At 69.0% G+C, this 24,615-nt stretch carries 25 protein-coding genes, 1 pseudogene and 1 other annotated feature; of the genes and pseudogenes, 8 read left to right on the top strand and 18 right to left on the bottom strand.

Annotated elements, in window-relative coordinates; all coding sequences use genetic code 11:
- Positions 1–25 precede the first annotated feature (25 nt).
- A complete protein-coding gene (locus AC1HIL_RS38910) occupies positions 26–934 on the bottom strand; it encodes a LysR family transcriptional regulator (protein WP_057589922.1) in 909 nt (302 codons plus the stop codon).
- 242 nt (positions 935–1,176) lie between these two features.
- On the opposite strand from AC1HIL_RS38910, the gene AC1HIL_RS38905 reads away from it, so the two are divergent.
- Positions 1,177–2,391 carry a GAF domain-containing sensor histidine kinase gene (locus tag AC1HIL_RS38905; RefSeq protein WP_479669538.1) on the top strand — a complete coding sequence of 405 codons (1,215 nt, stop codon included), beginning with the start codon at positions 1,177–1,179 and terminating at the stop codon, positions 2,389–2,391.
- 104 nt (positions 2,392–2,495) lie between these two features.
- Here the strand turns inward: AC1HIL_RS38905 and AC1HIL_RS38900 are convergent, their stop codons facing one another.
- The 3 genes from AC1HIL_RS38900 to AC1HIL_RS38890 all read right to left on the bottom strand — a co-directional run bounded on the left by AC1HIL_RS38900 (position 2,496) and on the right by AC1HIL_RS38890 (position 7,497).
- Complete coding sequence (locus AC1HIL_RS38900) at positions 2,496–3,590, bottom strand: helix-turn-helix transcriptional regulator (RefSeq protein ID WP_261206103.1); 1,095 nt, start codon at positions 3,588–3,590, stop codon at positions 2,496–2,498.
- 203 nt (positions 3,591–3,793) lie between these two features.
- Positions 3,794–6,076 (bottom strand): carboxypeptidase regulatory-like domain-containing protein, encoded by a 2,283-nt coding sequence (locus AC1HIL_RS38895; RefSeq protein ID WP_479669539.1) that lies wholly within the window; start codon positions 6,074–6,076, stop codon positions 3,794–3,796.
- Positions 6,022–7,497: an HD domain-containing phosphohydrolase gene (locus AC1HIL_RS38890; RefSeq protein ID WP_479669540.1), complete on the bottom strand. Its 1,476-nt coding sequence runs from the start codon at positions 7,495–7,497 to the stop codon at positions 6,022–6,024. The genes AC1HIL_RS38895 and AC1HIL_RS38890 overlap by 55 nt, the downstream gene beginning before the upstream one ends.
- Before the next feature lie 124 nt (positions 7,498–7,621).
- Between AC1HIL_RS38890 and AC1HIL_RS38885 the strand changes: the two genes are divergently transcribed.
- Positions 7,622–8,179, top strand: coding sequence for a DUF308 domain-containing protein (locus AC1HIL_RS38885; RefSeq protein ID WP_082321485.1), 558 nt, complete (start codon positions 7,622–7,624; stop codon positions 8,177–8,179).
- A 56-nt stretch (positions 8,180–8,235) separates the two neighbouring features.
- On the opposite strand, the gene AC1HIL_RS38880 is transcribed toward AC1HIL_RS38885, so the two are convergent.
- The 5 genes from AC1HIL_RS38880 to pdxR all read right to left on the bottom strand — a co-directional run bounded on the left by AC1HIL_RS38880 (position 8,236) and on the right by pdxR (position 11,776).
- A complete protein-coding gene (locus AC1HIL_RS38880; protein WP_057589932.1) occupies positions 8,236–8,562 on the bottom strand; it encodes a helix-turn-helix domain-containing protein in 327 nt (108 codons plus the stop codon).
- Positions 8,559–8,888: a type II toxin-antitoxin system RelE/ParE family toxin gene (locus AC1HIL_RS38875; protein WP_409976475.1), complete on the bottom strand. Its 330-nt coding sequence runs from the start codon at positions 8,886–8,888 to the stop codon at positions 8,559–8,561. Before AC1HIL_RS38875 ends, AC1HIL_RS38880 begins: the two co-directional genes overlap by 4 nt.
- 87 nt (positions 8,889–8,975) lie before the next feature.
- Positions 8,976–9,512: a cupin domain-containing protein gene (locus tag AC1HIL_RS38870; RefSeq protein ID WP_479669541.1), complete on the bottom strand. Its 537-nt coding sequence runs from the start codon at positions 9,510–9,512 to the stop codon at positions 8,976–8,978.
- Positions 9,509–10,252 carry an NAD-dependent epimerase/dehydratase family protein gene (locus AC1HIL_RS38865; protein WP_479669542.1) on the bottom strand — a complete coding sequence of 248 codons (744 nt, stop codon included), beginning with the start codon at positions 10,250–10,252 and terminating at the stop codon, positions 9,509–9,511. The genes AC1HIL_RS38870 and AC1HIL_RS38865 overlap by 4 nt, the downstream gene beginning before the upstream one ends.
- A 120-nt stretch (positions 10,253–10,372) precedes the next feature.
- A complete protein-coding gene (gene pdxR / locus AC1HIL_RS38860; protein WP_479669543.1) occupies positions 10,373–11,776 on the bottom strand; it encodes a MocR-like pyridoxine biosynthesis transcription factor PdxR in 1,404 nt (467 codons plus the stop codon).
- A 129-nt stretch (positions 11,777–11,905) separates the two neighbouring features.
- On the opposite strand from pdxR, the gene AC1HIL_RS38855 reads away from it, so the two are divergent.
- Both AC1HIL_RS38855 and AC1HIL_RS38850 read left to right on the top strand, forming a co-directional pair.
- Complete coding sequence (locus AC1HIL_RS38855; protein ID WP_261206111.1) at positions 11,906–12,532, top strand: flavin reductase family protein; 627 nt, start codon at positions 11,906–11,908, stop codon at positions 12,530–12,532.
- A 48-nt stretch (positions 12,533–12,580) separates the two neighbouring features.
- A complete protein-coding gene (locus tag AC1HIL_RS38850; RefSeq protein WP_422098743.1) occupies positions 12,581–13,723 on the top strand; it encodes an ABC transporter substrate-binding protein in 1,143 nt (380 codons plus the stop codon).
- A gap of 10 nt (positions 13,724–13,733) precedes the next feature.
- Here AC1HIL_RS38850 and AC1HIL_RS38845 read toward each other — a convergent pair whose 3' ends face one another.
- The 6 genes from AC1HIL_RS38845 to AC1HIL_RS38820 form a co-directional block, all read right to left on the bottom strand.
- A complete protein-coding gene (locus AC1HIL_RS38845; protein WP_479669545.1) occupies positions 13,734–14,141 on the bottom strand; it encodes a VOC family protein in 408 nt (135 codons plus the stop codon).
- The gene (locus AC1HIL_RS38840; protein ID WP_479669546.1) at positions 14,138–14,650 is read right to left on the bottom strand and encodes a helix-turn-helix transcriptional regulator; all 513 of its coding nucleotides are present in this window, start codon (positions 14,648–14,650) and stop codon (positions 14,138–14,140) included. The genes AC1HIL_RS38845 and AC1HIL_RS38840 overlap by 4 nt, the downstream gene beginning before the upstream one ends.
- On the bottom strand, positions 14,647–15,393 hold the full coding sequence (locus AC1HIL_RS38835; RefSeq protein ID WP_422098742.1) for an SDR family oxidoreductase: 747 nt from the start codon (positions 15,391–15,393) through the stop codon (positions 14,647–14,649). Before AC1HIL_RS38835 ends, AC1HIL_RS38840 begins: the two co-directional genes overlap by 4 nt.
- 85 nt (positions 15,394–15,478) lie before the next feature.
- Positions 15,479–16,069, bottom strand: a complete 591-nt coding sequence (locus AC1HIL_RS38830) for a L,D-transpeptidase (protein ID WP_479669547.1) — start codon at positions 16,067–16,069, stop codon at positions 15,479–15,481.
- A 100-nt stretch (positions 16,070–16,169) separates the two neighbouring features.
- Complete coding sequence (locus AC1HIL_RS38825; RefSeq protein WP_422098740.1) at positions 16,170–16,454, bottom strand: proteophosphoglycan ppg4; 285 nt, start codon at positions 16,452–16,454, stop codon at positions 16,170–16,172.
- Positions 16,455–16,662: 208 nt separating this feature from the next.
- Positions 16,663–18,108: an aldehyde dehydrogenase family protein gene (locus AC1HIL_RS38820; RefSeq protein WP_479669548.1), complete on the bottom strand. Its 1,446-nt coding sequence runs from the start codon at positions 18,106–18,108 to the stop codon at positions 16,663–16,665.
- 204 nt (positions 18,109–18,312) lie between these two features.
- Here AC1HIL_RS38820 and AC1HIL_RS38815 point away from each other — a divergent pair, with 204 nt between their 5' ends.
- Together AC1HIL_RS38815 and AC1HIL_RS38810 are read left to right on the top strand one after the other, a co-directional pair.
- On the top strand, positions 18,313–20,466 hold the full coding sequence (locus AC1HIL_RS38815) for a PQQ-dependent dehydrogenase, methanol/ethanol family (RefSeq protein ID WP_479669549.1): 2,154 nt from the start codon (positions 18,313–18,315) through the stop codon (positions 20,464–20,466).
- 75 nt (positions 20,467–20,541) lie between these two features.
- The gene (locus AC1HIL_RS38810; protein WP_479669550.1) at positions 20,542–21,372 is read left to right on the top strand and encodes a helix-turn-helix transcriptional regulator; all 831 of its coding nucleotides are present in this window, start codon (positions 20,542–20,544) and stop codon (positions 21,370–21,372) included.
- Between the two features lie 17 nt (positions 21,373–21,389).
- Here the strand turns inward: AC1HIL_RS38810 and AC1HIL_RS38805 are convergent, their stop codons facing one another.
- Positions 21,390–21,758, bottom strand: a complete 369-nt coding sequence (locus AC1HIL_RS38805; RefSeq protein ID WP_479669551.1) for a hypothetical protein — start codon at positions 21,756–21,758, stop codon at positions 21,390–21,392.
- Here AC1HIL_RS38805 and AC1HIL_RS38800 point away from each other — a divergent pair.
- Positions 21,757–22,215: a hypothetical protein gene (locus tag AC1HIL_RS38800; RefSeq protein WP_479669552.1), complete on the top strand. Its 459-nt coding sequence runs from the start codon at positions 21,757–21,759 to the stop codon at positions 22,213–22,215. The genes AC1HIL_RS38805 and AC1HIL_RS38800 overlap by 2 nt on opposite strands.
- A gap of 146 nt (positions 22,216–22,361) precedes the next feature.
- Here the strand turns inward: AC1HIL_RS38800 and AC1HIL_RS38795 are convergent.
- Positions 22,362–22,610, bottom strand: a pseudogene (locus AC1HIL_RS38795) (IS30 family transposase); the annotation flags it as partial.
- 124 nt (positions 22,611–22,734) lie between these two features.
- On the bottom strand, positions 22,735–23,088 hold the full coding sequence (locus tag AC1HIL_RS38790; protein WP_479669553.1) for a hypothetical protein: 354 nt from the start codon (positions 23,086–23,088) through the stop codon (positions 22,735–22,737).
- Positions 23,089–23,360: 272 nt separating this feature from the next.
- Between AC1HIL_RS38790 and AC1HIL_RS38785 the strand changes: the two genes are divergently transcribed.
- Positions 23,361–24,592 (top strand): IS3 family transposase gene (locus tag AC1HIL_RS38785; RefSeq protein WP_412179492.1). Its coding sequence is split into 2 segments (ribosomal slippage): positions 23,361–23,652 and positions 23,652–24,592, totalling 1,233 coding nucleotides; the frame shifts between segments, so codons are not numbered across the junction.
- Positions 23,639–23,755: a sequence feature (AL1L pseudoknot), on the top strand. Its footprint overlaps the gene before it by 117 nt.
- Positions 24,593–24,615: the final 23 nt, after the last annotated feature.

Raw genomic sequence — 24,615 nt, 5'->3', positions numbered from 1 at the left:
TCCGCGGCCGGAAGACAAGCACTCTTCAGCGGTGATAGGCATTGCCTTTCATCGCGGCTTCATGGCGCAGGCCATCGAGGAAGTTCTGCGCCGCCGGGCTCAGCACGGAGCCGGGCCGCGAGATCACGCTGACGTCGAGCGCCGCGAGGGGATCGCACAGCGGCAGCTTCACCAGGCCGTAGTGCGGAAACTCCTCGCGCGTCATCGTGTCCACGAACACGCCGATCAGGTCGCTCTCGCCCACGAGCTTCAGGCCGATCGCCGTCGAGGTGCAGCGCACCACCCGCGTCGGCGGCGCGATGCGCTTCGGGGCGAACAGCTGGCGTACCAACGCGGGCGCGCTCTCGTCGTCGTAGGGCAGCAGCCATTCCCAGTCGGCGAAGCCGTCCGTGTTCGCCGCGTCCAGGATCGGATGGCCCTCGCGCGCCACCGCCACCATGGCGGTGCGGTACAGGCGCTTGACCTCCCAGTCGGCCAGCGAGCCCGGCAGCATGTGCGCGACCATGAAGTCCACCGTTCCGTCGAGGATGCGCGGCAGCGTGTGCGGGATCGAGGCCTCGTTGAAGCGGACCTCCACATGCGGGAAGCGCGCGCGGAACGCCGCGAAGGCCTGGGGCAGTATCTCGAAGGCGACGGCCGTGGAGATCGCGATCGAGATCAGGCCCGAGCTGCCGTCGCGGATCTCCTCGATCTCCGCCACCGCGCGCTCCATCTCGCGCTGGATCACGCTGGCCCGGCGCACCAGCGAGCGCCCATACACCGTGAGCTCGACACCGGCCGTGCCGCGCTGCAGCAGCGGCGCGTCGACCGACAGCTCGAGCTCGCGCATCGCCTGGGTCACGGCCGGCTGCGACATGCCGAGCGCGCGCGCCGCGGCCCGGATGCTCCCATGCTCGGCGACGCTGAGGAACGAGCGGAGTTGACTCAGTTTCATGGCGGTCGGGCTCGGTGGATCGGGGGTTTTCAGTTTACGCAGGGTCCCGGGTGTCACCAGACCCGACGCTCGTGGCCGGTCGAGGGGTCGGGACGCGCAGCCGCCATGTCTTTTGGCATAGGCGCATCCCGTTTCTTGCTCGACAATAGCAACGGACTGGGCCTTTTGCCTGACATACAGGCCCCGTCGATCACCGAACGACAGACCGGATGCGTCCGATCACCCCGAGTCAGGACACCCCCATGGAATCCCAGGAACTGGCCGAGCACATCCGGCGCGACGTCGAGGCCATCGGCCGGATCAGCGCGGTGCCCTCGATGCTGCGGCTGATCTGCGAGCAGACGGGCATGGGCTTCGCCGCCGTCGCGCGCGTCGACGGCGACAGCTGGACCGCCTGCGCCGTGCTCGACCGGATCAACTTCGGCCTCAAGCCCGGCGGCCAGCTCGAGCTGCACACGACCCTGTGCGTGGAATCGCGCGCCGCGCGCCAGCCCATCGCCTTCGACCACGCCAGCACGCACCCGGTCTTCCGCAGCCACCACACGCCGCGGCTCTACAGCATCGAGAGCTACATCTCGGTGCCGATCGTCAAGGGCGACGGCAGCTACTTCGGCAACCTCTGCGCGATCGACCCGACGCCGCACGGCGTCGACAACGCCCGCACCATCGCGATGTTCCAGGGCTTCGCGGACCTGATCGGCCACACGCTGGAGCTCGAGGACCGGCAGAGCGCGACCGAGGTCGCCCTGTTCGATGCCGAGGCCACCGCCGAACTGCGCGACCAGTTCATCGCCGTGCTCGGCCACGACCTGCGCAATCCGCTGGCCTCGCTCAGCGCCATCGGCGAGCTGCTGGCCCGGCGCGCGGCCGACCCCGACACCACGCGCGCCGGGCTGCGCATCCGCGCCACCACGAAGCGGATGGCCTCGCTGATCGAAGACGTGATGGACTTCGCGCGCGGGCGCATGGGCAACGGCCTCGATGTCGCGCGCGAGCAGATTCCCGACCTGGGCCTCGCGCTCGACGACGTGGTGGCCGAGATGCGCGCCGCGCATCCCGCTCGCGTCATCGTCGCCGACATCGAGGTGACGGACATCGTGCACGGCAGCCGCGGCCGCCTGCAGCAGGTGCTGTCGAACCTGCTTGGCAATGCGGTCTCGCACGGCGCGCTCGACAGCCCCATCGACGTGGCGGCCTGGACGCGCGACGGCTGGTTCGTGCTGAGCGTGAAGAACCAGGGCGAGCCCATTCCGCCCGGCAACCTGCAGAAGATCTTCCAGCCCTACTGGCGGCCCGCCGAGAGCCGCGGCCATGGCGGACTGGGCCTGGGGCTGCACATCTGCTCGCTGATCGTGAAGTCGCACGGCGGCACGCTGCAGGTGACCTCGACGGCGGAGCACGGCACGAGCTTCGTGGCGCGCATTCCGGTGCGGCCGGGGGTTGCGGCGGTCGCCTAGGAATCGCCGCGATCGCCTGCGCCGGGGAGAAGGACATGCCCTCGGTCGCAGGTTCAATTACTCCGCGAGAACAGCGCGGGTTGCCACCCATCGCGTGAACCCCGCTAACAGCCGTCACGGACGTTCATCGCGATGCGGACGAGCTCCACCTGCCGCTTGCAGTCGAGCTTTCCCATCATCATGGCGATCTGTTTGCGCACCGTGTGGATCGAAAGACCCCGGTGCGTCGCGTAGTCGGCGGCCTTCATGCCGCTGGCCAGTGCGTGAAGCACGGCGGCCTCGGCACCGGTCACTCCCAGCGCACCGGCGAGCGCCTCGGGGCTCGCGAGCATCGGCACCCCTTCTTGGCGCATCCGGACGAAAAGCAGCGGCTCGGCGGCCAGGCGCAGGATCGGATTGGCCTTCGTCACATCGATGCAGAGCAGCCCCGCGCCCGGCGCGATGGGAAAAGCCATGGTGCGGACGACACCGTCGGCGCATGCCGCGGCCAGGCCACCCTCCAACCGTGCCTGCAGGCGCGCATCCGCGGCGGCAAGATGCCCTTTGCGCTGCAGCAGGCCCCTGCGCTCGTCGAGCAACGCTCGTGCCCTGGGCGACGCATGCACCAGCAGGCCATTGCGGTGCACGAGGCAGCTGGCCTCGTCCAGCGCGTCGAAGGCCACGTCGCTGACGCTCAGCCAGGAGGAGGCGCGCGCCCTGCGCAACGCCATCGCGTCCTGCAAGGCCCTGGAATATCCGCATATCCTCGCTCCTCGAAGTCTTTCGCCCAGCGCGTCGGATGCGACCGCCCGCTGGAAACCCAGGCTCACGCGCCGTCCCGGTCCGTTCTCGACCATGTAGGAATACAGCTGCCGCATCCGGTGCCTCGACATGAAGTCGACGTAGTAGGCGTTGCGCTGCCGGAGCGGCTCGGGAATCAGTTGCTGCGTGTCGAGCCAGGTCCCGGGGTCACGAACGACGCCGGGCTTGGTCATGACGTCTTCGGTGTGAAAGTGCTCCGCATAGTCGCGCATCGCGCCGAGGTCCGCGCCGAAGTTCTGCATGTCGACGACGCGGTCTCCCTCGAAGACGATCATCACCGCCGCATCGCTCTCCACCAGCGTGTTCGCGGTCGCCAGGACGTCGCGCCAGGATGCCCTGGCATCGGGGATGGATCGAACGGCCTCCAGTGCGCGCATCAGGTCGACATCTTGTCGCATCAGACTTCTCCTCCGCCGGGTGATGATGCGCCCGGGAGAGCGGCTCGTCCATCCGTGCGCCGGAAACTGCCGAGTCTCATGGCCTGGACCGCGAGGCGGGAGGGACTCTTTCTTGCGCGAAGTGTTGGGCATTCCCCGGGCAGCCGCATCACTCGAATTGAGTATGCGTGCGCTCCGCCCGGCAATGCCCTGCCGCCACGTGGCTACTGGAGCTTGTACAGCGCGATCGCCGAACTGAACGCCACCTGCTTCTGGTTCGTCGCCTGCAGCAGGAAGGAGTTGATGGTCGAGTTCTTCGCGTACATCGTGGGGTCGGTGGTGTCGCAGTGCCCGTCGGCGGAGGTCTGCCGCGAGCAGTACACGACGGCCCTGCGGGCGCTGCTCGGAAACGTGGCGGAGTCGTTGAAACCCGCGCCGTTCGCACCCGGGGTGGTGCTGCCGAAAGGCGCATTGCCGAAAACGCTCAGCTGGGTCGGCGCGGGCGCGCCGGCGGGTACCGACCAGCCGTCCTTGTCCCCGGGCGGCGAACTGAAATTGACCCAGATCGGGTTGGCGACGAGCAGGTAGCCGCTGGCCGCCGACCCCGTTGCCAGGAAGTCCCGCAGTCCGCCCGACAGCTGCGCCAGCGGCTGTTGCCGCAACTCGGCCATCGTGAGTGCGCGCGAAAGCGTTCGCGCGGTCTGCACGACGTTCGGCTTCGTCGTGTCGGCATGATGGAACTCCACGGTCCAGATGCCCTGGTCGGCGATCGCGCGGATTTGTGCGTCATCGAGCTGCGGCTGCGCATAGGTGAGCGATGTCTCCTTGGTCGAGGGATTGCCGGGCGTCTCCGTGCTCCGATACTCGCCGCGCAGCCTGTAGACGGAACTTCCGGTGATGGCGCCGTTCGCCCGCGCGAACCGCAGCGTCGAATAGCCCGCGCCCGGCAGGAAGGTCAGCGGCGTGCCCCACGGCGTCGTGACCACGGCCTTGGCGAAGACGGGGTTGCCGGCGCCGTCGGTCAGGTTCGGGATCGTGACGTCGTACCCGGTGCCGTAGTTGCTGAACGCCGGGGTGTTCAGGAACTCGCGAAGCTGGGCGTAGGGCTGTACCGTGGCCCGGTACGCATTGCCGTTGCCGACCAGCTTGAGCGTGTTGCCGACCCGGCGCGCACCGAGCAGGTCGAAGGCGGTGTTGCCTTGAGGGTCCGTCGTGCGATAGCTGAGCACCATGTCTCCGTTGGGGCGAAAGAATTCCACGCTGCCCCGTTCCCAGCGAAGTCCCCTCGCGCTCGCGCGAAACAGGCTGGCATAGGCCCCGGCGTTCGCGGACGAACGACCCACGTTCGCGCCATTGCTGTAGAAGGTGGAGGGATCGTCGTCGAGAAAGAGTTGCCGGCATGCGGGCGCCGCGACCGCCGACGGCCCGCCGACGGCGTCCGTGTCGTCATCGGTTGCGGTGCTGACGCGCTGCGTCAGCGGCAAAGCGTAGCAATCGGTGAATCGCCGCAGCAGCTCCGCCACGAGCGCGGGCGGCGGCGCATCCGCGACCTCCACGCCTGCGCCGATCGGCGGGATGCTGCTGTCGCCGCTGCGGAACCGGACAGAGACAGGCGTCCCATCGGCCGTCTTCACCGTGATCTCGATGTTGGCCGCCTCGCCGTCGGGCCGGACGCTCACGCTCAGAACATCGAGCAGCCTGTCCTGTCCGGTGCCGTCGGCCACCAGCGCGTCGAGCAACGGGTGGCCGAGCGCCAAGCCCAGGCTGTCCAGCACCGGCTGCAAGGCCGTCTTCAGTGCCGCCACCTGCTGCGAGATGCTGTCGGCCGTGAGGATCTCGGGACGGCTCGACAGCACGCCCGCGAGTTGGGCCGGGTTGCCCGCGGGAGACAGGCGGGCGACCACGATGTTCGTGAGTGGCGTGACATTCGCGATGCCGGAACTCCGGACCGCCGCGCCGTAGAGCACCTGGTCGTCGCGCAGTGCGCGAATCACCAGCGGTGCCTGGGTCGCCGCCGGCAGCTGGCAGGTGTAGGCGCCGCCGGTGTCGGTCTGCGTGGTGCAGACCGTGGTTCCCCCGGCATCGGTGACCGTGATCTCCGCGCCCGCGAAAGGGGCGCCTGTTGCCGCCACGCCGCTCAGCGTCGTTCCGGTGGAAGGGTTCGGCGCTGGCGCCGGAGGCGCCACCGTCGATCCGCCCACGGGCCAGAAGAAGCCTCCGCTCCCTCCTCCTCCGCCGCCGCAACCGGCAACGGCCAGCAACGCGGCCATCGCGAGAGACGACCGCGGACCTGCATTCCTCATCGATCTTTTCATGTGCGTTTCCTCCGCAAGGTTGGCTCGGCCCAGGATGACCCTGGCACCCGCGAAGGCAGTGTTGCGCAGACCATGCGCGACGGCATCACCAACTCTGAGTAAGGCTGGCCCGGAATTTCCGATGATCGCGACCGACGCTAGATCAGCCCCCGCGTCGCCGCCTTCAAGGTCGCCGCCGCGCGCGTCGTGCACCCGAGCTTCTGGAACACGCGCTCCACGTGCGTGCGCACCGTGCTGGGACTGATGCCCAGCGCGCGCGCCACCTCCTTGGTGTTGTCGCCCCGGCTGATGCAGCGCAGCACCTCGAGCTCGCGCTGGGACAGCGATGCATCGTCCTGCGCCGGCGCCGCGGGCTTCGGCGGCACCGCGCCCGGCAGCGTGCTGGCGCACAGCGCCTCGACCACGGCCGCGTCGAAGCGGCCGGCCGCGGCGTCCTCCTGCATGCGCTCGGCGGCCTGTTCCCGCGTCAGCGCGTCGCGCCACGGACGGCGCGTGCAGTGCGACCACCACTGTTCGGCCGCTGCGACGACCTGCCCTTCCAGCGGCATGGCCGCACCCGAGCGGCCACGGAAATGGCCCGAGCCATCGCGCCGCTCGAAGGCGAAGGACGCGATCTCCGCCTCGGCCGCGAGGCCGTCGATCTGCCCGGCGGCGCGCGAGGTCCAGTAAGGCACCAGCCGCACGCGCTCCAGCGCCGAGGCCTGCAGCGGCCCGGGCGCGTTCCAGATCGCGTTGGGCACCGAGGCACGTCCGATGCCGTGGATCAGCCCCGCCTTGTAGGCACGGCCACAGCCGGCTTCGTCCAGCCCCATGCGCGCGCCGCAGTCGCGCGCCAGGCTGGCCACGCGGCGCGAGTAGCCGGTCATCCACGGCAGCTTGAGGTCGATCACGTCGCCGACCAGTTCCAGCCCCATGGGCCGGCGCATCGAGTCCGGCTGTTCCGCTGCCTCTGCCCATGGCGCGGCGGGTGCATCGAGCGCCTGCATCCAGGCCGCGAGATCGGCCGCGCTGGCGTCGAGCAGCGCGGCCGGGTAGAGACTGTCCGCACGGCCGCGCACCAACGCGAGCGCCTGCTCGATGCCGTACAGGCGGCCGAAGATCTCGAGGTCGCTGGCCAGCGCCACCACGTAGGTCGAGAACGGCACCGCCTCGCCGCGCAGCAGGCCCGGCACCCCGCTGCCGTCGTAGGCCTCGAACACGGCGCGCAGCGTGGCTTCAGTGTCGTGGCTCAGCCCCAGCGTGTGGGCGATGTCGCCCGCGATCTCGCAGTGGATCTCGGCCATGGCGAGCACGGCGCCGGGCACCGGCGCACTGTCGTGGGGCTGGCGCATGCGCGGTGCCGACGATGCGAGCAGGGCCCGGCGACCTTCGACGTCGTCGTCGAGGAAATCGGCGAACTCCTGCGCATTGGCCGTGCAGCCCGACCAGCGCAACAGCGCGGCATGGCGCGCCGCCTCGATCTGCGGCGCGGTGCAGCCGGCCCGCGCCGCGATCTTGCCCGCGAGCCAGGCCGTGCGCAACGAATGGTCGATCGGCTGGCCCATGCTCAGGTCGCCGATGAAGGCCAGCGCGCGGACGGCGTCGAAAACAGGAATGGTCGTGTCGTGGGACATGGCCCATTTTGCGCGTGTCGGTCATTCGACCGATACCGGCCGCCGGGGTGGCTCGGAAGAATCGTGGCATCCACCGCTCGACGGGCGGCTCCCTTTCACTCGCGGCTTCCACCGCCTCTTTCTCATGACCGACATCCTGCAAAACCCATCCCCGCGCGCCGCCTGGCTGCGCAAGCTCTATTTCACCCGCGCCGCCTTTTCCTTCGCCTGGGTCGCGCTGGCCTTCACCGCCGCGAAGCAGTCGCCCGCGCTGGCCACGGTGCTGCTGATCGTCTACCCCGCCTGGGACGCCTTCGCCAACCTGTGGGACGCCCGCATGAGCGGCGGCGCGCAGGCCAATCCCACGCAGATGCTCAACCTCTGGATGAGCACCCTGGTCGCGCTCGCGGTCGCGGCCTCGCTAGTGGCCGGCTGGCAGGTCGTGCTGCTGATCTTCGGCATCTGGGCCATCGTCTCGGGCCTGCTGCAACTGGCCACGGCCATCCGCCGCCGCAAGGCCGAACGCGGCCAGTGGGTGATGATGCTCAGCGGCGCGCAGTCCGCGCTGGCCGGCGGACTCTTCATCTCGCGGCAGGGCACCGATGCGCCGATTCCGCAGACGCTGGCGGGGTATGCGGCGGTGGGGGCGGTGTATTTCCTGATCTCGGGGGTGGTGATTCTGGTGCGAGAGCGCAAGCGCTGAAACGTCGGTGCGCCGCCACTTTGCGCACCCGGCAACGGGTCCGACGACTCCCCACGCTATGCAGCCTCGGCCGCCTTGCGACGGCGAGCTTGCGCCAGGCCCTTCGGTCTGGACAGCTTCACCACCGGCGCCATGCCGGCGGTGGCGGCCATGTCCATCAGGGTGTCCAGGGAGAACAGGTTGATCCTTCCCCGAACCAGATCGGAGATGCGCGGCTGCGTCACGCCGAACAACTGCGCCGCCTCGGTTTGCGTCATGCCCTGTTGCCGAATGACTTCGGCCAGGCTCATCATCAGGTCGGCACGCGCGCGCATGCTGGCCGCCTCCTGGGGCGTGCCTGCAATGGCGTCGAAGACGCTGTCGAAGCGGCGGGCTCCGGTCATGATGCGAGGTCCTTCACTAGGTCTTTCAAACGCTTCCTGGTCAGTTCGATGTCGCGCTTCGCAGTTTGCTGAGTCTTCTTCTGGAAGCAGTGAAGCACATAGACGGCGTCGACCAGCCGGGCTACGTACATCACGCGGAAGATTCCCGCCTCTTCCCGGATCCTCAACTCCACCACGCCGGCGCCAATGCTGGGCACCGCCTTGGCGTCGACCGGCGCCAGGCCGTTCTGCACGAGGTGCAACTGGTAGCCGGCCTCGCTCCGAGCAAGCTCGGGAAAGCTGCGTAGATCGTTCAAGGAAGTGCCTCGGAATTCGATGGGCTTCATACCCATTTTATACAAAATCTTGTATTGAAACCTACAGCGCAGTCCTGCACACTCCCGCGAAAAATCTTCTCTCCTGAAGCTGGTCGCTCAAGGCGGCAACACCAACGGCCCGCAATCCGAATCCGCGATGAAGGTCGCGATCAGCGACGCCGGCTTCACCGGATCAGGGTTCTCCGCGAACAGGTGCAGCGCGCGCGGCGGCTCGAACCAGGCCTGGCCGGCCTGGTAGTCGACCGCGGGGCCGCCCGCCATCTGCGAGCGCACCGTGCCGCTGACCACGACGGCCTGCACCGAGCCCGGGTGCCGGTTCGCGGGCGTGTAGGCCAGCGGCGGAAACTCGACCATGGCGGTGGTGATGGACTTGCCCGGCACGTTCGGCAGCGGCTCGCACGACAGCGGCCGCACGGTCGTCTGCGGCCGCGCCGCGCTGCCCTCGGGCGCGGGCGCCGAAGCGAACATCGGGCGCGTCACGCTGCTGCAGAGGTCGTCGAGCCATGCGACGGTGGCCTGCCGGCCCGCATGCGGCACCAGTGCCCATGCGGCCGCGCCGAGGGCGAGCCCCGCGAGCGACAGCGCGACCGCATGCCGCGATGCGCGCGGCGATAGGCGGGCCGCGATGCTCACGACCGTGCCTCCGCGCCCAGCCGCATCGACGGGGTCCAGCCGAGCAGGCGCCGCGCCTTGCCGCTGTCGACCTCGGGGTTGTCCTCGGCGATGTTGAAGACGCCACCGGCCGAATGGCGCCAGGCCAGCAGCGCGGCCCAGGCGGCCGCTTCGACATGCACGGGGCTCGCGCCCTTGGGCTCGTCGGCGCCGGTGCCCGGGCCGTACAACTGGCCATAGCGCAGCACCGTGCCGGCGATGCCCGGCGCCTGGAGCACGGCCTGCTCGAGCGCCACCACGCCGCCCACGCTGATGCGGCGCGCGCCTTCGGCCTCGGTGTCGAGCGGCTGCGCTTCCGCGTATGGCCTGGGGCCCGGCGCATAGGCCCAGGCGATGCTCTGCGCCACCATGCGCACCGCGCCGGCGGCGCGCGCGGCCTCGACCAGGTTGCGCGTGCCCTCGGTGCGCACGCGGGCGTTGCGCGCCGTGGCTTCGGCCATGCGCGCGGGATCGAGGCCGCGCGGCAGGTCGGTGAGCTGGTGGATCACGCCGAGCGGCGCGATGCGCACCAGCGCGGCCTTCAGCGCTTGCGCATCGAACACGTCGACCAGCACCGGCTTCACGCCCCGGGCCTCGAGCGCCGCGGCGCGCTCGGGCTGGCGGGTGCTGCCGTGCACTTCGTAGCCGGCCTCGCGCAGCAGCGGGATCAGGGCCGAGCCGATGGCGCCGGTGGCGCCGGCCAGGAAAATTCTTTCGCTCATGGCGTTCTTTCTCGGAGACGGATGCTTTGGAGCCTCCAGCTTAGGCAGCCGATGGCCCGGCGCACAGTGCCAAGAATCGGTGGATCGGATGGACCATCGCGGCCCATCGCGATGGCGTGCTCAGCCCTGCCGCACCAGCGCCAGCAACCGCACGCAGGTTTCCGCCGCGATCTCCACGCGCAGATCCGCCACGCCGAGCAGCAGCCCGGTGTTCTCGGGCCCGGGCTGCGCGTACCACGGCGACAGCGGCACCGGCGTGAGGCCGTGCGCCGCGAGCGATTGCGCCAGCGCCAGGTCCGACACGCCCGGCGCGAGGCGCAGCAGCACGGTCAGGCCCGCGGCGATGTACGTCGCCGATGCGGCATCGAGGCAGGCGACCAGTGCCGCGCGCCGCTGCGCATAGACCTGCCGGGTGCGGCGCAGGTGGCGCAGGAAATGGCCGTCGCGCAGGAAGGCCACCACCGCCAGTTGCACCAGCGGCGCGGGCGCCGGCGGCAGCACCGCCGCATGGCGCGCGAAGCGCTCGACCTGGTCCGCCGGCACGACCAGGAAACCGAGCCGCAGCATCGGGCTGATGGTCTTGCTGAAGGTGCCCACGTGCAGCACGCGCGCGCCCTCGCCGGCGGCCACGAGCGAGGGCGCGGCGCGGGCGCCGAGCTGCAGCTCACCGAGGTAGTCGTCCTCGACCACCCAGGCCCGCGCGCGCTCGGCCCAGGCGAGGATCGCCTGCCGCCGCCGCGCCGACAGCGCGACACCGAGCGGTGCCTGCTGCCCCGCGGTGACGACGGCCAGCGCCGCATCGGGCGCGCGTGCCATGCCCTCGTCGACCACCAGGCCTTCGGCATCGACCGGCACCGGCACCGGTTCCACGCCGAGCGCATGCAGGCAGCGGCGCGTGGTGGGATAGCCGGGGTCCTCGGTCCAGGCCGCGGTGCCGCGCAGCCCCAGCGCCTGCACCGCGAGCGAGAGTGAGCCCGCGTAGCCGGTGGTGACGAAGACCTGCGCGGCCGTGCACGGCAGCCCGCGCGCGAGCGAGAGGTAGGCCGCGATCTCGCTGCGCAGCGCGAGCTCGCCGCGCGGGTCGGGATTGATCTGCCGCGCATGCGAGGTGGCGCGCACCGCACCGGTCATGATCCGCGCCCAGACCTTGGCGGGGAACAGGTCCTGCGCCGGGTTCGCCATCTGGAAGATGCCCGAGCGGCCGGGGAAGCTCGGAATGGTGCCGACGGGCGCGGATGGGACCGCCACTGCCTCGCGCGGGCGCGACGACGGCGGCAGGTGCTCGGCGACGAAGGTGCCGGCCGCGCCCAGCGAGACGATCAGCTGCGCATCGAGCAACCGCTCGTAGGCCGCGCTCACCGTGCCGCGCGCCACGCCGAGCTGCGAGGCCAGGTCGCGCCACGACGGCAGGCGCGCCCTCGGCGCGAGCCGGCCCTCGCGGATGGCCGCGCGCAGGCCCGCGGCGATCTGTTCGCTGACCGGCTCGCGTGCCGCGCGGTCGATTCGTAGCTGGAGCTTCGACATGGGCGGATGTTAAGCAGGTGGCCCGTGGAATCGACCTGGGCACCGCCCGCTCGAGGCCAGCCAGCCGTGGAAGCGGCAGGTTTTTTGCATACAGTGCATGCAATCCCTTGAATCTCTTCCCACCCCTCCATGGAAATCGACTTCCAGACCCTCGATCCCTACGCGCGCTACAAGCTGATGGCGAGCCTGATCGTGCCGCGGCCGATCGCGCTGGTCACGACCCTCGAGCCCGAGGGCACGGTCAATGCCGCGCCCTTCAGCATGTTCAACATGGTGGGCGAAGACCCGCCGCTGGTCTTCGTGAGCATCAACCGCATGCATGACGGGCGCGTCAAGGACACCGCCGCCAACATCCTGCGCACCGGCGAGTTCGTCGTGCACCTGACCGACGAGGCGATGGCCGAGCAGATGCATGCCTGCGGCGATGCGCTGCCGCGCGGCAGCAGCGAGCTCGCGCACGCCGGATTGCATGCGGTCCCATCGAACACGGTGGCGCCGCCGCGCATCGCCGAGGCGCCCGTGGCCTTCGAATGCGTGCTGCACGAGAAGATGGAAACCGAGAGCCGCTACGTGTTCTTCGGCCGCGTGCAGTGGCTCGCGGTGCGCGACGGGCTCGTGGACGCCGAACGCTGGCGCGTGCAGCTGCAGGACTACCGGCCCGTGGGACGCTTCGGCGCGAGCTTCTACGTGGGCACGCAGCAGCGCTTCGCGCTCGGCGCGGCGGCTTCGGCGGGCAACGGCATCGACCAGCTCTGACTCACGGCGACGAGTACCAATGTCATAAATCCTCCCTAGCATGGCCGCATGAGCCTGCATCGCCCCAGCCGCCGCCAAGTCCTTCGTGGTGCGACGGCCATGGCCTTCGCTTCGTCCCTCGGATCCAGCTTCGCCCAGGGCGCGCGTCCCGCCGAACAGCCGGCGGTCAAGGTCACGCAGCTCATGGACGTCTCGCCGAGCCAGCAGGCGCTGTCGCGCGACTATGCGACGGGCTTTCGCCTCGCCTTCGCGGAGCTCAAGGCCACGACGGGGCTCAACGTGCAGCTCAAGGCGTTGGAGGTGGGCGAATCGGATGCTGAAGTGCAGGCCGCGCTGAAGGCCGTCGGCGAGGACAGCGCGCAGGCGGCCCTGGTGGGCACCGTCGGCGAACGCCTTGCGCTCGCGAGCCTGGCGCATGCCGAGAGCAGCCGCCTCGAGATCGCGCATGTCGCGCCCTGGCTCGCCGACTCGCGCTTCGATGCGAACCCCAACCTGTTCGCGCTGTTCGCGTCGCGGGAAGACCAGATCCGCCACGTGCTCAAGAACCTCGCGACCATGGGCGTGGCGAAGATCGGCATCGTGTACCCGAGCGCCGGGCACGCCAGGGCGCTGCAGCCGGGCATGGCGCAGATCGCCGAACGCCTCAAGCTCGAGGCACAGGTGCTGACGGCGCCCCAGGGGCGCGACCTCGAATTCTTCGGCGGCCAGTTGCCCGCCAGCACGCCGTACTTCCTGCTGTTCACGGGCGATGCCATCGAGCTGGCACTGTTCACGCGCGGCCTCGCCCGACGGGGCGTGCAGCGCACCGTGGTGTGCCTGTCCGATGTCGACACCAACACCTTCCTGCAACTGAGCCCCGGCAAGGGCGTGCCCATCATCTTCACGCGCGTGGTGCCCGACCCGCGCACCAGCAAGATCGCGATCGTGCGCAGCTACCGCAACGCGCTGCAGCGCTACTTCGACGAGGAGCCCTCGCCGACCAGCTTCGCCGGCTACCTCGGCGGGCGCCATGCCGGCGCCGTCATCGCGGGCGCGGGCGCCGAGCCGGGACGCGCGAAGCTGCTGGCCCAATTCAAGCGCCGCGCCGCGGTGGAGCTCGACGGCTGGCGCTTCGACTACGCCGGCGGTTCGCGCGCCAGCAACCAGGTCAGCCAGATCCTGCTGAACAGCAGCGGCAACTTCGTGGGCTGAGGGGCCGCGCCTACCCGGCGCGCTGGATCAGCTTCCACCCGTTGCCCGACGGATCCCTGAAGCCGGCATCCACGGTGCCATAACGCTCCACCGGCTCCTGCGTGAACTCCACGCCCTGGGCGCGCAGCCGCTCGTAGCTCGCGCGGCAGTCGTCGACGCTCAGCACCAGCGGCGGCATCGCGCCCTTGGCGACGATCGCCTGCAGCGCCTGTGCCGTGGCCGCGTCGTGCACCGGCGGACCGGGCTTGAACAGGCCGAGCTGGAACGCCGGCTGCTCGGGATGCTGCACGGTCAACCAGCGGTAGTCGCCGTTGCCGACATCGGTGTGGACGCGAAAGCCGAGCTTGCCCGCGTAGAAGGCGAGTGCCTCCTCCTGATCGCGCACATACAGACCGACCGTTTCAATACCTTGGCTCATGGAATCTCCTGTGGTTCGGCCTCGTTTGTACCGGCCGCGGCCTGGCGGCGCTTCTCCGAAACTGCTGTTTGGAGATGGGGCCGCTGCGATGCGCTGACGATGCAGGCGGGCACGGGTCCGAAGGCCCGGGCCTCGCCCTTGCCGCGCGCACGCACCTCGCCCGGGCTGCCGCCCGTGATGTCGCGGAAGGTGCGCCCGAAGGTGCCGAGGCTGGACCAGCCGGTGGCGAAGGCGATGTCGGTGATGGAGAGTTCGGTCTCGCGCAAAAGCGCGCTCGCGCGTTCGATGCGGCGCGTGAGCAGATAGCGGTGCGGCGGTGTGCCGAAGGCCTGCTTGAACGAGCGCGCGAAGTGGGCCTCGGAAACGCCGCTGACCTGCGCCAGTCGCTCGACCGGCCATTCCTCGTGCGAGGCGGCGTCCATGCGGTCCCTGGCGCGCAGCAGGCGGCGCAGCAGCGCGGGGTCCTGCGCGAGCGAGGCCGCGTCGACCGGCTCCCGGCGCCTCGTCACAGGCCGCCCGCCACCTTGAGCACGCTGCCGGTGACGTAGGACGACTTGTCCGACAGCAGCCAGACGATCGCCTCGGCGATCTCGCGCGCCTCGGCCGCGCGGCGCATCGGGATGCGCGCCGCCACGCGCTGCGGCCGCCCGGGTTCGCCGGCCGCGGCATGGATCTCGGTGAGCGCGGTGCCGGGCGAGACCGCGTTGACGCGGATGCCCTGTTCGGCCAGTTCCTTCGCGAGGCCGACCGTGAAGGCCTCGAGCGCCGCCTTGGAAGCCGCGTAGTGCACGTACTCGCCGGGCGCGCCCAGCGTGGCCGCGATCGACGAGACGTTGACCACCGCGCCGGTGCGTCCCTCGGCACGCCATTGCGCGACGACGGCCTGCGTGAGGTACATGGGCCCGAGCACGTTGACGTCCATCACCTGGCGCAGGGTGGCGTGCGAGACGTCGGCGAAGCTGCCGAGCGGCCCGGTGATGCCGGCGTTGTTGACCAGCGCGGCCAGTGGCGCGAACGCGGGCGGCAGGGCCTGCAGCACGCGGGCCGCGCTGGCGGGATCGGCCGCGTCGGCCTGGATCGCGAAGGCGCGGTGGCCGGCCTGTTCGATCTCGCGCACCAGCTCGGCCGCCGCGTCGTGCCGGCGCTCGTAGGTGAAGCACACGTCGTGGCCGGCCGCGGCCAGCAGCTTCGCCGCCTCGGCGCCAATGCCTCGGCCGCCACCCGTGATCAACACGGTTCCCGCACTCGCCATGGGTCGTCTCCTTCGATGGGCGTGCCGCCATGCCGGGCACGCCGGCATTGTGTCGCAGGAGACCGGCGAAGCTCGTCGCGCGGAGCTACAGTGCAGGCCGCGCGGCCGACGGCGCGCGCGCATCGCGTGCCGGATTCATGAAGTCGAAATGCGCGGCGACCGGCGAGGACTCGGGCACCACGTAGACCACGCCCCGGCGCTGCCCCAGCGCGGGCTTCACGTAAGCGTCGTAGAAGGCCGCGGGCACGTTGATGCAGCCGTAGGAGATGCGGTTGTCGGCGATGGTGGGCGAGGCGAGCCGCTCGAGCCGGCGGTCGGCCTTGTTGGTGGTGCGCACGCGGTGCATGGAGATCGCGGCGTCGTAGTCGACCCAGACGATGTCCTCGCCGCCCGTGTTGCGCCCTGGCTCGGAAGCAAAGCGCCCGGCCGGCGTGGTGCGTTCGTGCGGGCGGATCTTGGCCATGGGGCGCTCGCCGATGCCCGGCACCGAATCGTCGCCGCGCGCGAGGCCCAGCAGCACCGGCGACGCGCCGAGCAGCGTGCCCTTCGCGTCGAAGACGAAGACGCTCGCGGCCTTCTTGTCGACCACCGCGAAGGCGTCGCCCGCGTTGTCGCGCGCCGCGACCGCGGCCTGGGCGATGCGCTGGGCATCGGCCGTCAGCGGGGCCGCAGGCATCGCGGGCGGGGCGGCAAGCGCCGCCGCGCTCGCGAGCAGTAGCGCTGCCGCTGCCGCCCGCGAGCAGGAAATGCCTGTCTTCATCACTGAAGCCGCGGCCTCAGTTGCGGTCGGCGCGCGCCGGACGCATCGGCTGGGCGGCGGCCATGTTGCTGCTGCCCGAATCCTGCGACATCGCGGTGCCGCGTGCCGGAGCCGGGGTGGCGGCCATGGTGTTGTTCTGCGGCGTGGTGCCGGTCGTGCCCATCGGGCCGCCCGCGGGGTTCTGCTGGCCGGCGGCGGTGGCGGGGTTCGGCGGCGCGGTGGTGGGCGGGTTGCCCTGCGCGAAGGCGGCGCCGGCGGCGGTGAAGGCGAGGGCTGCGATCAGATGGGACGTGCGATTCATGACGATGCTCCTTGAGGGATCCGGCAATGCCGGAAGGTTGGGGATCCGCCGGACCGTTTGCCCGACTGGTTTCAACTTAGGGCCCACGAAAAATCGCCAGGTCAGTTCGCGGCCCGGCCTCCTGTAGGAGCGCGACACCCGAAAACGACACGGGCCGGGCGTGCGCGACGCCCGGCCCGTGCCGGCAAATGCCATTCGGTGGCGCTGGCTACTGCGGCTTCTTCTTCAGGCTGATGACCTGCGGCTGCGTGACCGCCTTGAGCCCGTCGATGCCGAACTCCAGGCCCCAGCCCGAACCCTTGACGCCGCCGAAGGGCACCATCGGATGGATCGCGCCGTGCTGGTTGATCCACACGGTGCCGGCCTCGATGCGCGACGCAACGGCGCGCGCCTGCTCGATGTCGGTGCCCCAGACCGAGGCGCCCAGGCCCACGTCGACGCGGTTGGCCTGCGCGATCGCGTCGTCGATGTCGCGGTAGCGGATCACGGGCAGCACCGGGCCGAACTGCTCCTCGTCGACCAGGCTCGCGCCGTCCGCGATGTCGGTGACCAGCGTGAGCGGATAGAAGTTGCCGGCGCCCGCGCTCGGCTCGCCGCCGCAGACGATGGTCGCGCCGCCGGCGCGTGCCTCGTCGACCAGCCGGCGCACCTTGTCGAACTGCATGCGGTTCTGGATCGGGCCCATCGCGATGCCGGGCTGCGCGCCGTCGCCCATCGGCATCGCCTCGGCGATCGCCTTGAGCTCGGCCACCACCGCGTCGTGCAGCGCATCGGGCACGTACAGCCGCTTGGCGCAGGCGCAGGTCTGGCCCATGTTGAGGAAGGCGCCCCAGAACAGGTCCATGGCGATGGCCTTCGGGTCGGCGTCGGGCAGCACGATGGCCGCGTCGTTGCCGCCGAGCTCGATCGTGGTGGGCGTGAGGTTGCGCGCCGCGGCGGCCGCGATCTTCGCGCCGGTGGCGCTCGAGCCGGTGAACATGATCTTGTCGACGTCGGGGTTCTCGACCAGCCAGCCGCCGACCTCGCCGGTGCCGCTCACGGTGTTGAGCACGCCGGGCGGCAGCACCTCGGCGATCAGCCGCACCATCTCGAGCGTGCCGATGCTGGTGTATTCCGAGGGCTTGATGACCACCGTGTTGCCCGCGCGCAGCGAGGGCACGATTTGCCAGATGGCGATCAGGAGCGGCCAGTTCCAGGGCGCGATCGCCGCGATCACGCCGAAGGGCTTGCGGTGCATCTCGTCGCGGCGCGTGGCGTCCTCGAACACCACGTCCACCGGCATCTCGAGGCTGGCCGGCACCTGGGTCCAGGCCTCGCAGCCGAACAGCTCGAAGCGCGCGCCCGGCACCTCGGTCGGGCCGACACCGCCCAGCGGCTTGCCCTGCTCGCGCGTGACCCAGCCGGCCAGGTACTCGGCATTGCCGTGCAGCACCTCGGCCACCTTCATCAGCAGCGCGCGGCGCTCGGCGTCGGGCCGCGCGGCCCAGGCCGGCTGTGCCTTGCGCGCCGCGCGCACGGCCTGCTCGACCTGCTCGGCCGTGGAATGCGGCACGAGGCCGATGGCTTCGCCGGTGGCGGGGTTCTTCGATTCGAAGCTGCGCTCCGACGTGACCGGACGGTTGTCGACGGTATTGGGGTAGGTTTGAAGGCTCATGGGGCGCAGTCTGCGAGCCCGCCGCCTTCATGGCATCGCGAACATTCGCGACGGGGTAATCCCGGGGTCTTCCCCAGGGCCCGGCGCGCCGCCCCCTGCGGCAAACCCTATCGCGAAAGCTCGCGATAGCCAGGCGCGCGGGCGCTTTCCAGAATCCCGGGGGGTCGAAGACCACAACAACCTACAGAGACCACAGGAGCCACGATGCCCCAGCGCCTTCCGCATGCCTTTTTCCGCCCCCTGCCGTTCGCGCGCCTCGCGCTGCTGCTGGCCGGCTGCGCCCTCGCCGGCGCCGGCGCCGCCGCGGCCCAGGCCGTGGACGGCGCGCGCATCGCGGCGGCCGACCGCGAGCCGGGCAACTGGATGAGCCACGGCCGCACCTACGACGAGCAGCGCTTCAGCCCGCTCGCGAAGATCAACGACCGCAACGTCGGCAAGCTCGGCATGGCCTGGACCTACAAGCTCGACGTCGACCGCGGCGTGGAGGCCACGCCGATCGTGGTCGACGGCGTGATGTACACCACCGGCGCCGAGAGCATCGTCTACGCGCTCGACGCGCGCACCGGCAAGCTGCTGTGGCGCCACGACCCCAAGGTCAATGCCGAATCGCTGAGCCAGGGCTGCTGCGACGTGGTCAACCGCGGCGTGGCCGTGTGGAAGGGCCGGGTCTACGTCGGCGCCTTCGACGGCCGGCTGATCGCGCTCGACGCGCGCACCGGCGAGCAGGTCTGGTCGGTCGACACCGTGCTCGACAAGACCAAGAGCTACACCATCACCGGCGCGCCGCGCATCGTGAAGGGCAAGGTGCTGATCGGCAACGGCGGCGCCGAGTTCGGCGTGCGCGGCTACGTCACGGCCTACGACGCCGAGACCGGCCGGCAGGCCTGGCGCTTCTTCACCGTGCCCGGCGACCCGGCCCAGCCGCCCGAGAACAAGGCCATGGCCATGGCGATGAAGACCTGGTCGGGCAACGGCTGGGTGAAGTGGGGCGGCGGCGGCACGGCCTGGGACTCCATGGCCTACGACCCCGAGCTCAACCTGCTGTACATCGGCACCGGCAACGGCTCGCCCTGGAACTACCAGTTCCGCAGCGAGGGCAAGGGCGACAACCTGTTCCTGTCGTCGATCGTCGCGCTCGACCCCGACACCGGCGACTACGTCTGGCACTACCAGACCACGCCCGCCGACCGCTGGGACTACACCGCCACCCAGCACATCGTGCTGGCCGACCTGCGCATCGACGGCAAGCTGCGCAAGGTGCTGATGCAGGCGCCGAAGAACGGCTTCTTCTACGTGCTCGACCGCACCGACGGCAAGCTGATCTCGGCCAAGAACTACGTGCCGGTCAACTGGGCCTCGCACATCGACCTGAAGACCGGCCGGCCCGTGGAGACCGGCGCCGGCAACTACGGGCCCGGCGAGCAGAAGAAGCTGGTGATCCCGGCCTTCCTCGGCGGCCACAACTGGCACCCGATGTCCTTCAACCCGAAGACCGGGCTGGTCTACCTGCCCGCGCAGGAGACCATGGCCGAGCTCGAGGCGCAGAAGGAACCGCTGTTCCTGCCGACCAAGTCGGTGGTCAACCTCGGCCTGGAGGTGCCCGAACTGCCCGAGGACCCGAAGATCGAGGCCCAGATCCGCGGCGCCTGGAAGGGCCGCCTGCTGGCCTGGGACCCGGTGCGCCAGAAGGCCGCGTGGTCGCACGACTACGCCAGCGCCTGGAACGGCGGCACCCTGAGCACCGCGGGCAACCTCGTGTTCCAGGGCACGGCCGACGGCCGCGCCGTGGCCTATGCGGCCGACAACGGCAGGCAGCTCTGGCAGAGCCCCGTCAACAGCGGCGCCATGGCCGGCCCGATCAGCTACGAGGTCGACGGCGAGCAGTACGTGAGCTTCATGGTCGGCTGGGGCGGCGCCTTCCCGCACATCACCGGCCCCATTTCGCTGAGTGCCCGTGTGCGGCCCGAGGCGCGCGTCGTGACCTTCAAGCTCGGCGCCAGCCAGAAGCTGCCGCCCGCCAAGCTCGCGCCCGCGCTGCCGCGCGCCGCCGACGTGCCGCCGCTCACCGCGTCGGCCGAGCAGATCAAGCAGGCGCGCCTCATGTTCAACGGCCTGTGCGGCTCCTGTCACGGCCTCAATGCCGTCAGCGGCGGCGTCGTCCCCGACCTGCGCTACATGAAGCCCGAGCAGCACGAGCTGTTCGCGGCCACCGTCAGCGGCGCGCGCATCAACCGCGGCATGCCGGGTTTCGCGGGCGTGCTCAAGCCCGAGGACATGCAGCTGCTGCACCAGTACGTCATCAAGCGCACCCACGACCTCAGCGCGGAGATCGCGGCCGCCCGGCCGGCCGCCAAGTAGGCAAACCCCATGCCGACGCCCTGCCCGGACTGGCTATCATCCGGCCGACCTGGATGTGCAGTCGGAGATGGGCGCATGAACGACGAAGAGCTGATGGCCGCGCAACGCCAGTTGCGCCGAAGCCTGCTGGATGGCCATGGCGCCCTGCGCTGGCGGCCCGCGCGCGACCTGGCCGCGCACCTCCTGCTGCATCTCGACGAACCCGACGACTGCTGGCGCTTCGCCGCCGGCTGGCTGCGCGAGGCCTTCGACGCCGACCGCGTCGACTGCGGCTTCGGCCGCCCCGACGAAGCCTGCTACCGCCCCCAGGCCGAGGCCTTGCGCCGCGACCGCGACGTGCCCTCGGTCATCGGCCTCGCCATCGACGCCGCCGACTGCGGCGTGCAGACCGTCTGGCACGCGCACGGCGTGGTGGTGCTGCGCGACGTCGAGCAGGAACGCCGGCTCGGCCACGGCACCCGCGCCGAGCTGCTGCGCATGGGCACGCGCGTGAAGATGGCCGCGCCGATCATGGACCGCACGCGCCCGCTGGGGCTGATGTGCGTCGACTGGATGGATGCCTGCGAGCCGGCGCGCGACGAGCGCTGGGCGCGGTTCGAGGAGATCGCGGCGGTGGTGCTGGGGCCGGTGATGAGTGCGGCGCAGCGCGTGGCGGGTGGAACGCAGCGGGTTGCTAGCCGTCCGGTGCATGACGGCGATGCGATCGATCTGCTCGAGAGCTTGACGCCGGCCGAGCGCACGGTGGTTCGGCTGGCGGTCGATGGGTTGAGCTACAAGGAGATTGCGCGAAAGCTCAATCGGTCGTTCTCGACGGTGGATCACCAGTTGCGCAGTGCGCGGAGCAAGCTGGGGGTGAGTTCCACGGCGCGGTTGGTGAATTTGATGTCGGGGACGCGGGCGCACTGAGCGGGGCGACCTCGCGCTCAACCGCTCGGCCGCAGTGCTGCCGCGGCCAACAACACACTGATTCTTCGGGCGTCCGACGCTGCGCTGGGTGCCCATGTCCTGTCAACTTGGTTGCCCAACGTTCCAGCATCAAGGCCCGACGCCAAAGTTGCGAAGACATCGGACCAGAACTGCCTCTCCTCGCTGGTGCTGAACAGCTCCTCCAGGTCGAAGTCATGGCCGGGGAAAAACGATGAGGACTCCGACTCGAACTTGCTCACGAACAGGGCGTGCTCGTTTTCCTCGATACATCTCCGTGCGCAGGCGAGGGCGAACTCCACCAGGGCCGCGGATCGCTTGTTCGACACCACGACTGAGCCGCAGCTTGTGAAAAAGGAGGCGCTCATGAAAGTTGATTGCCAAGAGTACACAGCATACGTTCCTCGCATCCTGATTGGCTCCCGCCTTCGTGATGGCTGCCGGTCAACATCGCATCGTCTGGGACGATGCAGAATCCCCAAAAAACCCAACGCGCTATTTATGTCCCGACGTCTTTGGTCCATTCTTTCTCTGTTCGTGATTGCACTCGGTGTCACCGCATATTTTTCGTTCTTGGCAGGGGCGAGTCGTGCGCGTGCAGTCAACGCCGTAGTCAACTCGGTGTCAATCAAGGCCGAAGAGCAGTGCTATAAAACCAACGACCTGGAGTGCTTCCGGGCGAGTTGGATTCTGCGAGCCGGGATGACAGCCACGTCCGCTCACCGCTCGCTGGAAGGTTTCTATCCCTCCGCCGCAGAGCCTGAACTCCGTTCGTACATCCAATGGGCCGAGCAACTTCCAAAGATCCACACGCCCGAAAAATAAGCATCGTCGACATTCCAACTGCCACCACCGCCAGAAACAGATCTTCGACGGCGTCGCAGAAATTTCTCTTGGCCCATGTTCTTGATTCTGCGGCGACCAAGATCAAACATCATCAGTAGTCGTGCTATTTTTTTGAGAGGGCGGTCTCAAACCCCAAGTGCAACACCGTCTGGAAACTGCGCATTGTGGTCGAGGCAGTCCTGGAAGAAGGCCTCCGCAGGCGTCCTCCAATCGAGCGTGTTGCGCGGACGGGTGTTGAGCTCCCAGGCAATGGCATCGAGCTGGCGCTGGCTGTAGACGCTCAGGTCGGTGCCTTTAGGCAGGTACTGCCTGATCAGTCCATTGATGTTCTCGTTGCGCCCCCGCTGCCACGGGCTGTGGGGATCGGCAAAGTGCGCTTTCCGTCACCCAGTTGCACCAATGCCAACTGATAGTCCCGACCCTCTGCGACATCGGCACGCTTCCGCATAGACGCCCCCCCAAATTCTGAGCCACTATCGAACGACCGGTTCTGGCCGGCTACAGCCGCTCGATGGAACGAGCAAGCATTTCGGCTGCGCAGGCGGACATGTGACCGCATCCATCGAAACCCGAGACCGGGGCAGATAACGTTCCGCTCACTGTCACGCGCTTACCGTGCCATCGCTTGAGTTGATCTTCATTGAACCGAAGCGCTCCGTTACCGACGCTCAACCAAATGCTTGAAGGGCGGATCGGCCCTATTCGGCCCGGTTCGCGCCGCTCCACCTTCGGGAAGTGATCGATGGACGTGTCCTCGAACTCGAAGCAGAGGACGCCTTCAACCGTGATCTCCTGGCCAGCCACCTCTTGCAAAGCATCGATAGCGGAATTTATAGACAGGGTCGTGGTCATCGGTTTTGCTACTGTTGCTGAACGTCCGGTTGTGGCCGTTTGCAGCTAAATGCCACTTGCCCAGAAAAACTGCGGAGCGATCGCAACCGAGAATAATTCATCAAACTCGGCGACAAATTTTTTCTTAAAAGGGCCCTGCTTGGTGATGCGGTAGGGCATTTAGATGAAGCGTGAGAACCCTTCTGCTTCAACGTGTACCCGAACCCCATCGGGGGCGCTTGGTGAATCGCCCCGGGTTTTGAGGAGGCTCAACACTCTGAGAGGATTGAGCCATGAGCAAGTCAAACAAGTTCTCGCCCGAGGTGCGTGAGCGCGCGGTGAGGATGGTGCAGGAGCACCGGGGGGAGTACCCGTCGCTGTGGGCGGCCATCGAGTCCATCGCGCCGAAGATTGGATGTGTCCCGCAGACCTTGAACGAATGGGTCAAGCGCGCCGAGGTCGACACCGGCGTTCGTGAAGGCATCACGACCAGCGAGGCCCAGCGGATGAAGGAGCTGGAGCGCGAGGTCAAGGAACTGCGCCGGGCCAATGAGATATTGAAGCTGGCCAGCGCGTTTTTCGCCCAGGCGGAGCTCGACCGCCGGCTCAAGTCCTGAAGGACTTCATCGACAAGCATCGCGATACCTTCGGGGTCGAGCCGCTCTGCAAGGTCTTGCAGGTCGCCCCGTCGGCATACCGAAGACACGCAGCGCTGCTGCGCGAGCCCCACAAGCGCTGCGCCCGGGCGCATCGTGACGAGATGCTGATGCCACAGATTGAACGTGTCTGGCAGGCCAACATGCAGGTCTACGGCGCCGACAAGGTGTGGCGGCAACTGGCACGCGAAGGTGTTGTCGTGGCCCGCTGCACGGTCGAGCGATTGATGCGCAGGCTAGGCCTTCGTGGTGTGATGCGCGGCAAGGCCGTGCGCACCACCGTCGGCGATGCCAAGGCGCCATGCCCGCTGGACCGGGTCAATCGGCAATTTCGCGCCGAGCGGCCCAACCACTTGTGGGTCAGCGATTTCACGTACGTCTCGACCTGGCAGGGCTGGCTGTACGTGGCCTTCGTCATCGATGTGTTTGCCAGGCGCATCGTCGGCTGGCGGGTGAGCAGTTCGATGCGAACCGACTTCGTGCTCGATGCACTGGAGCAGGCTCTGTATGCCCGGCAGCCCGAACGCGATGGAAGCCTGGTCTGCCATTCCGACAGGGGCTCGCAGTACGTCAGCATCCGCTACACCGAACGCCTGGCAGAAGCGGGCATCGAGCCGTCAGTGGGCAGCAAGGGCGACAGCTATGACAACGCCTTGGCCGAGACCATCAACGGGCTCTACAAGGCCGAGCTCATTCATCGCCGAGCACCCTGGAAAACGAAGGAGGCAGTGGAACTCGCAACGCTTGAATGGGTGTCGTGGTTCAACCACCATCGCCTGCTCGAATCCATCGGGTATATCCCGCCAGCAGAAGCCGAGGCAAACTACTACCGGCAACTCGCCAGTCAGAACACCGAGGTGGTGGCCTGACTTAAACCAAACAGCCTCCGCGA

Source organism: Variovorax sp. ISS6, assembly GCF_056523145.1.
The sequence above is the reverse complement of the archived record's forward strand: the minus strand, read 5'-3'. Positions and strand labels throughout refer to the sequence as shown.

What these genes read in the sequence shown, in the direction of transcription:
- AC1HIL_RS38830 (WP_479669547.1), bottom strand. Translation starts at nt 16,069, where the DNA reads ATGCCTGCGGCCCCGCTGACGGCCGATGCCCAGCGCATCGCCCAGGCC.
- AC1HIL_RS38790 (WP_479669553.1), bottom strand. Translation starts at nt 23,088, where the DNA reads ATGACCACGACCCTGTCTATAAATTCCGCTATCGATGCTTTGCAAGAG.
- AC1HIL_RS38910 (WP_057589922.1), bottom strand. Translation starts at nt 934, where the DNA reads ATGAAACTGAGTCAACTCCGCTCGTTCCTCAGCGTCGCCGAGCATGGG.
- AC1HIL_RS38815 (WP_479669549.1), top strand. Translation starts at nt 18,313, where the DNA reads ATGCCCCAGCGCCTTCCGCATGCCTTTTTCCGCCCCCTGCCGTTCGCG.
- AC1HIL_RS38865 (WP_479669542.1), bottom strand. Translation starts at nt 10,252, where the DNA reads ATGAGCGAAAGAATTTTCCTGGCCGGCGCCACCGGCGCCATCGGCTCG.
- AC1HIL_RS38810 (WP_479669550.1), top strand. Translation starts at nt 20,542, where the DNA reads ATGAACGACGAAGAGCTGATGGCCGCGCAACGCCAGTTGCGCCGAAGC.
- AC1HIL_RS38875 (WP_409976475.1), bottom strand. Translation starts at nt 8,888, where the DNA reads ATGAAGCCCATCGAATTCCGAGGCACTTCCTTGAACGATCTACGCAGC.
- AC1HIL_RS38825 (WP_422098740.1), bottom strand. Translation starts at nt 16,454, where the DNA reads ATGAATCGCACGTCCCATCTGATCGCAGCCCTCGCCTTCACCGCCGCC.
- AC1HIL_RS38805 (WP_479669551.1), bottom strand. Translation starts at nt 21,758, where the DNA reads ATGAGCGCCTCCTTTTTCACAAGCTGCGGCTCAGTCGTGGTGTCGAAC.
- AC1HIL_RS38885 (WP_082321485.1), top strand. Translation starts at nt 7,622, where the DNA reads ATGACCGACATCCTGCAAAACCCATCCCCGCGCGCCGCCTGGCTGCGC.
- AC1HIL_RS38835 (WP_422098742.1), bottom strand. Translation starts at nt 15,393, where the DNA reads ATGGCGAGTGCGGGAACCGTGTTGATCACGGGTGGCGGCCGAGGCATT.
- AC1HIL_RS38890 (WP_479669540.1), bottom strand. Translation starts at nt 7,497, where the DNA reads ATGTCCCACGACACGACCATTCCTGTTTTCGACGCCGTCCGCGCGCTG.
- AC1HIL_RS38855 (WP_261206111.1), top strand. Translation starts at nt 11,906, where the DNA reads ATGGAAATCGACTTCCAGACCCTCGATCCCTACGCGCGCTACAAGCTG.
- AC1HIL_RS38800 (WP_479669552.1), top strand. Translation starts at nt 21,757, where the DNA reads ATGAAAGTTGATTGCCAAGAGTACACAGCATACGTTCCTCGCATCCTG.
- pdxR (WP_479669543.1), bottom strand. Translation starts at nt 11,776, where the DNA reads ATGTCGAAGCTCCAGCTACGAATCGACCGCGCGGCACGCGAGCCGGTC.
- AC1HIL_RS38905 (WP_479669538.1), top strand. Translation starts at nt 1,177, where the DNA reads ATGGAATCCCAGGAACTGGCCGAGCACATCCGGCGCGACGTCGAGGCC.
- AC1HIL_RS38850 (WP_422098743.1), top strand. Translation starts at nt 12,581, where the DNA reads ATGAGCCTGCATCGCCCCAGCCGCCGCCAAGTCCTTCGTGGTGCGACG.
- AC1HIL_RS38820 (WP_479669548.1), bottom strand. Translation starts at nt 18,108, where the DNA reads ATGAGCCTTCAAACCTACCCCAATACCGTCGACAACCGTCCGGTCACG.
- AC1HIL_RS38880 (WP_057589932.1), bottom strand. Translation starts at nt 8,562, where the DNA reads ATGACCGGAGCCCGCCGCTTCGACAGCGTCTTCGACGCCATTGCAGGC.
- AC1HIL_RS38845 (WP_479669545.1), bottom strand. Translation starts at nt 14,141, where the DNA reads ATGAGCCAAGGTATTGAAACGGTCGGTCTGTATGTGCGCGATCAGGAG.
- AC1HIL_RS38900 (WP_261206103.1), bottom strand. Translation starts at nt 3,590, where the DNA reads ATGCGACAAGATGTCGACCTGATGCGCGCACTGGAGGCCGTTCGATCC.